9 protein-coding genes are annotated in these 6,178 nt (G+C 32.8%); all 9 read left to right on the top strand.

Annotated elements, in window-relative coordinates; genetic code table 11:
* The first annotated feature begins 36 nt into the window (after window positions 1-36).
* On the top strand, window positions 37-1,044 hold the full coding sequence (locus ABIB40_RS20455; RefSeq protein WP_354361779.1) for a tetratricopeptide repeat protein: 1,008 nt from the start codon (window positions 37-39) through the stop codon (window positions 1,042-1,044).
* Window positions 1,045-1,212: 168 nt separating this feature from the next.
* Entirely contained in the window at window positions 1,213-1,662 is a 450-nt protein-coding gene (locus ABIB40_RS20450; RefSeq protein WP_354361777.1) for a hypothetical protein, read from the top strand.
* 86 nt (window positions 1,663-1,748) lie between these two features.
* On the top strand, window positions 1,749-2,072 hold the full coding sequence (locus ABIB40_RS20445; RefSeq protein WP_354361775.1) for a hypothetical protein: 324 nt from the start codon (window positions 1,749-1,751) through the stop codon (window positions 2,070-2,072).
* Between the two features lie 175 nt (window positions 2,073-2,247).
* The gene (locus ABIB40_RS20440; RefSeq protein ID WP_354361773.1) at window positions 2,248-2,961 is read left to right on the top strand and encodes a tetratricopeptide repeat protein; all 714 of its coding nucleotides are present in this window, start codon (window positions 2,248-2,250) and stop codon (window positions 2,959-2,961) included.
* Between the two features lie 228 nt (window positions 2,962-3,189).
* Window positions 3,190-3,729, top strand: coding sequence for a hypothetical protein (locus tag ABIB40_RS20435; RefSeq protein WP_354361771.1), 540 nt, complete (start codon window positions 3,190-3,192; stop codon window positions 3,727-3,729).
* Window positions 3,719-3,883 (top strand): hypothetical protein, encoded by a 165-nt coding sequence (locus ABIB40_RS20430; protein ID WP_354361769.1) that lies wholly within the window; start codon window positions 3,719-3,721, stop codon window positions 3,881-3,883. The genes ABIB40_RS20435 and ABIB40_RS20430 overlap by 11 nt, the downstream gene beginning before the upstream one ends.
* Complete coding sequence (locus ABIB40_RS20425; protein ID WP_354361768.1) at window positions 3,880-4,404, top strand: hypothetical protein; 525 nt, start codon at window positions 3,880-3,882, stop codon at window positions 4,402-4,404. Before ABIB40_RS20430 ends, ABIB40_RS20425 begins: the two co-directional genes overlap by 4 nt.
* 173 nt (window positions 4,405-4,577) lie before the next feature.
* Window positions 4,578-5,033 carry a hypothetical protein gene (locus tag ABIB40_RS20420; RefSeq protein WP_354361767.1) on the top strand — a complete coding sequence of 152 codons (456 nt, stop codon included), beginning with the start codon at window positions 4,578-4,580 and terminating at the stop codon, window positions 5,031-5,033.
* Window positions 5,034-5,173: 140 nt separating this feature from the next.
* Window positions 5,174-5,962 (top strand): SH3 domain-containing protein, encoded by a 789-nt coding sequence (locus tag ABIB40_RS20415; protein WP_354361765.1) that lies wholly within the window; start codon window positions 5,174-5,176, stop codon window positions 5,960-5,962.
* The last annotated feature ends 216 nt before the right edge of the window (window positions 5,963-6,178 follow it).

Genomic DNA, 6,178 nt, shown 5'->3' with positions numbered 1-6,178 from the left:
GGTTCAACTCAGGTTTTTCGTTAATTATTTAGTTCAGTGCGGTACGGCAATGGTTCTGCAAGCAATGCCATTTCTGCACAAATTAGCAAACCGTTATGGGCAAGGTTAACAGACGACACGACAATGAAAATAAATCTACTGACATTACTACTTTTAATAACCACACTAACAGCTTGCGGACAAAAGAAAATGGAAAATAAATTTTTTACTTGGGACAACTTTGTAGACAATTTCGGAAAGGAAATGGTTTCAGCAGAAGACGTTCACAATAATATGGTTAAAAGTGGACTGAAGGATAATTGCTTAACAAAAATGGACTTCACTTTTATTTCTGACAAAAAAGAGAGTTTGATAAAATTAGGAGAGTTTCTAAAAGCACATTATCCATATATAGTTCAAGAAGTAAAAAAGTATGAAGACCTTTGGGAAATTAACGGAGAGACTAACGAAATTCCGATAACAGCGGACAATTTGCTTTATTGGGCTTTGGATATGTATAAAAGAGGTTATGAGTTTGACGCAAAACTTGACGCATACGGTGGACTGTTCGACCCGAAAGACCAAAAGTTTCCAGACTTAGACACTTCTAAAGCTGACTATTATTTTGACAAAGGTGTTGAATGTTACGAAAAAGGAGACTTAAGTGGTTCAATTATTAATTGGTCGCTAACCTTAAATATTAATCCAAAGGAATCTAATTCATTTTACTCGAGAGCAATTGTAAAAAACGAACTGTATACTTGGAAATCTGCACTAAAAGACTACGACAAAGCAATTGAAATCGCACCAGACTTTGTTAGTGCTTTAACAAATCGTGGTAGTTTAAAAGATGAAAACGGTGATTATTCAGGAGCAATTGACGACTATAATAAAGTTCTGTCAATGGACAAAGTAGATTTAGAAAATAAACAACAAGCATATTTTAATCGAGGAAACTCAAAATTTAATTTGAAAGACAAAAAAGGTGCTTGTGAGGACTGGAAAAAAGCACTTGAACTTGGAGCAGACTATGCAAAAGGACGACTTGATGAACATTGCAAATAGAAAAAACCCAGCCCATAACAGCAAATTTGCACAAAAATGGCTGACGGTGGTTTACGTAAATTCATCAGTTATTTACTTAATTTAGTACGGTACTACAATGGTTATGCAAGCAATGCCATTTCTGCGCAAATTTTCAAAACGTTATAGGTAATTTAATACAGAAATAACATGAATGAACAAATCGCCTTAGAAATTTTAACAAAGTCTTTAGACGACTTAATAAGAAAGAATAACCATAAATATGGTTTCATAGACCCCTCAGAAATTTCAGGAGACATTATTGTAAATGGAGCTTTAGCAATAATTCGAAAACGAAATCAAAGAATAGCAGAAAAAAAACATGAAGATGACTTAAATGGAATAGACCCACGCGATACCTTAATGAGTAATCTACATACATGGATGAGGGCAAAAGACAGTATTAAAGACGACGCAGAATTTGTAGAAATAGCCAATAGTTTTAAAATGGCATCTTTAAAAGCTGTTAGTGGGTTGTCTATGGGCGACGCCAATTATGTTGAAGAAGAAATATTAAAACTTGCAAGTGATGGAAACGTTGAAGAAGTAATAACTAATTACTACGTAGCCAGACATGGTTTTGACCCATTTTCCAATTAATAGAGTAGCTTGTACATATGGAAACTTATAATATTTCTAATCAAAGAGATGCTGTTATACATTTCATCACCAGACTCGATATAGAAATGCTTCGAGACATTTTAGATGACAATTTAACATATCAAGATTTCCCAAAAAATATATTTCTGTACAGAATGCAAATGGTATTCGACGATTTTGCTGAATTAGGCGACACAAACTTAAATTCACATATTGGAAATTGTAATGATTGTAACAAATGTGACGTGGGGTTATCGTTTATTGGCAATCGGTCAAACTCTTATATTGACCTTATAATTAAATCGACTGATGGACAAATTACAGATATATACGAATGTCCAAATTTTAAGAATGAGGATAATTTTTTGATAAAAAAAAGCAAACATTATATTGATGATAATCCATTTTAACTTAATCTACCTATGATAGTAGGTTTAAAATTTCGGGCGAATTGCATTTACTCTCTTCGAAGTTTTCCACTTAATTTAGTACGAACCACATCGAAACCGCAAGCAAATTCACAATTTTTAAATTGGTATTAATAGCACTATAAAAACCAGATGAATAACTCAATAAATCTTTAATATGAATATTTTTTTAAACGCCTTTGGAAGAGAAAGAAAACCTAATAAAAAAAAACGAAGCTTCACAGACTTGTTTAGAGCTAAAAATCTTGATTATGTTGCCTATTTTCAAAATGCGACTGCACAGTATTTGAATGGAAATAATCAAAGCGCTTTAACCGATATAAATTTAACTATCGAAAATTCTGACATTAATGATTGGCAACACTATGCTTTTAGAGGAAATGTTTATGAAGATTTGCAAAACTATAATCAAGCAATTAAAGATTATGAACAAGGAATAGAATTTAATTCAGACGATCTTCAAGTTTATCCACTTTATCATCAAATCGGATTTTGTTATTTAAGCCTTGGAAACGACAAAAAAGCATCCGAATTTTATACCTATGCGATTGACTTAAAGAAATTACATCCAAACTCTGCGTATAATAAAGATTTAGAAGGAATGGACGGAGGCATAATGCGTGGATTGCCTTTTAAAAGAATGTTTAATAATAGAGCGAACGCATTTAAAAACTTAAATAAACTAAACGAAGCAATTGAAGATTGTAAACAAGCAATAACCTACGACCAAAACTATTCTAATCCTTATCTATTACTATCTCAAATTTACAGTGTCGCGGGGCAAAATCAAGAAGCAATTAAATACTTAAAAATTTCAGCGCAATTAGGAAACCAAAATGCAATCTCCACACTACGTCAATTAGGTGGTTAATTTCATCTGAATTTTAAGCGAAAGATATGATAGCGTAAGTTGTTTGAAAATATATGATTTTAAAATGCTCGTCAATTAATAAAACTACCTATAACAACAAATTTGTGCAAAAATGGCTGACGGTGGTTCAACTCAGGTTTTTCGTTATTTACTTAATTTGGTGCGGTACGACAATGGTTCTGCAAGTAATGCCATTTCTGCACAAATTTTCAAAACGTTATAAGCAATATGTCGCCTAATCCCCATAAAACAATAAGGTTCGATAAAGCCTTTAGATTATTGAAAAAGGGAAAACCTTTAAAAGACTGTTCCGTCAAGGGGATTCTAAATTTGTATTCTGATGGTCTATGGGAAGAGGAAGTGATGATCCAGAATTGTTTTATTGAAGATTTTAATACCATGACGGTCCGCTTCAATAAGCAAATTACAATTAAAGATTGTCATATAAAAAGTGCTTCATTTAATTGGGCACACTTTGTAGGTGGTTTGACAATCCAAAATTGCCTATTTGACAACTATTTAGACTTTGAAGGTGGAGGACATAATAATCCAGGAAATTTGTATTTGATAGAGAAAAATGAATTTAAAGACTTCGTAAACTTCAACGACTGTTGGTTTACAGGCGACGTTGCAATTTTAAATAATAACTTCAACAAAGGAACAAATATCTCTAGTGATGAACAATGGATAACGATGGACGGAAAACTTACCGTAGAGGATAACGTAGGACAAACAGATATAAATTCCGATTGCAGAAATGAGATTTAATTCTGCTTATAACAGTAAATTTGCTCAAAAATGGCCGACAGTGGTTTACGTCAATTCATCAGTTATTTACTTTACTTTAGTGCGGTACGATAATAGTTCTGCAAGCAATGCCATTTCTGCACAAATTTCCAAAACGTTACCATACATTCCATGAGACTTAAACGGACATCTAAAAAAGTAGTATTATACGGCTCGGCTGTTTTTTTTATTTTCGTATTGTTGGTAGGATTAAAGACTTATTTTGAGGTGAATTTGACGGAGACGAATAAGACGAAATACTTTTCTGCCAATGAGGAAAATGAACAGATAATTGAGACTGATTTCTTTAGAATAAAAACACCTAAAAGTTGGGTTCATATTTCTTCTGGCTTCGGTGTTGAAGGCGACCCATATGGATATTTTTTGACAAAGAATGGTATAGTGTTTTACGAATATGGTTTCTTTGCGCCGGGTTATCAACAAGACAATAAGATTGATAGATACAAAGTTGAAAGAAGAACGATTGGGAGATTGAGAGTGAATATTGCAATAAATCAGAACAAAGAGACTGGAATTGCTATTTTACCACAATACGAAATGAATAGAACAATGACTTTTTATATGGGCATGCCAACCACAGCAAATTTAAATGAGCTATTAGAAGGAATAAAGGGTGTTAAGTTTAAAAAACGATAATTTATAAGAAACGTATGGTAACAGCTAGTTTAAATTAAGCCTCCGGTGAAGTGTGCGGTCGAAAATTTGAAGTTATTTATTTAATTTAGTGGTTTAGGTTCTGTTGTGCAAGCAATTTTTAGGCTCAACTTAAACCAGCAAAAAGTTATGTGCCATATTAGAACCACGCCGAAATGAAAGAACTAATTCCGACAATTACCGAAATTGTTAAATATGGACTTCAACCAAACTTAACAATTGCAGACAAAGAGAAATTGTTGGAAAGAAATCTTGTAAAATTTTATAGCCTTTATTTTGACATAGAATATAAGTTTGACGAAGTAGAATTTAAAGACTTTGACAAATCAAAATTACCCGACATCAGAAAAAACGTTGAAAGTAATTTTAAGGAATATGGAATATACAAAAGCGTTTTTGACCTTAACAAACTTGACAATTTGGAGGAAAGTTCAATCGGCGATGCAATCGATGACCTAACCGACATCATTAGTGACCTTTTAGAAATTAAGTGGCGAATTGAAAATAATAGCTTCGCTGACGGGCTTTGGTTTTTTGAATTGACTTTTACCAACCATACTCAACAACACATTCTTAACTTGTTGAATTATATGAAACAAAAAAATGGATAACCATACCTCACATAACAGCTGGTTTAAGTTAAGCCTTGGGTGAAGTGGGAACACGAAAATTTGAAGTTATTTATTTAGTTTAGTGGTTTAGGTTCTGTTGTACAAATAATTTTAGGCTCAACTTAAACCAGCAAAACGTTATGGGCAAGCTTAAAATGACGACACGAAAGAAATATTTACTAAGCATTATTTTTGTTTTCTGTTCGCTTTCACTACTAGCAGAAAATAAACTTGCTATAATCAACGACCCGGACGGATTTACAAATGTTCGTAGCGGACAAGGCAATGAATTTCCTGTAATAGAAAAGATTAATAAAGGAGACTTCTTTTATTGCGACTTATCTGCAAATAACGAATGGATAAAGATTGTTGCAATGAAGTGGAAAGACGGCATACAGGTTGAAGGATATATTCATAGAAGTAGAATTCAATTAGTTGAAAAACTTGACAATCTAAAGCAGAAAGAACTAATCAAACAAATTCTTACCGAACAAAGAGTTTTAGCAGAGAATTTTCAAAATTCTCTAAAAACTAAAAATGACCTTAAACATAAAACGACAGTGAAAGAATTAGAGCTGTACAGTGACATAAAGTACTCACCAATACTTGAAATTTTACTGAAATATTTTTGTTCAACAAACGACACAGATATAATACAATTTTTATTTAACACTATGTGGGCCGACAAAGGTTCAGCTAATGAAATTCCCTCTCTTTCGATTGGAAGTTGCTTCACTTGTAAACCAGAAATTGTTATTCAAGAACTTAGGAAACTTAAAAGTAAAGAAGAGAAAAAACTAATTTTCGACAATATTGAATTTGGTTTACAAAACAATTTTAACGTTGAAGAAGACGAAAAATCCAATAATAAGGAATTTAATAAACTGAAATTACGGCTCGACAATGAGAGAAAACAAGCCAGCCCATAACAGCAAATTTGCACAAAAATGGCTGACGGTGGTTTACGTTAATTCATCAGTTATTTGCTTAATTTAGTGCTGTGCGACAATGGTTCTGCAAGTAATGCCATTTCTGCGCAAATTTTCAAACCGTTACAAGGCATTTTAAAACGACCGACACCACCGAATGAACGACACCAATTTAGAAGGACATTTGATTGAAACAAGCTTTTACCAATTTGAACT

Source organism: Pedobacter sp. UYP30, from assembly GCF_040547165.1.
GTDB lineage: Bacteria > Bacteroidota > Bacteroidia > Sphingobacteriales > Sphingobacteriaceae > Pedobacter.
Note: the sequence above shows the minus strand (reverse complement) of the source record. Positions and strands in the feature narration are given on the sequence as shown.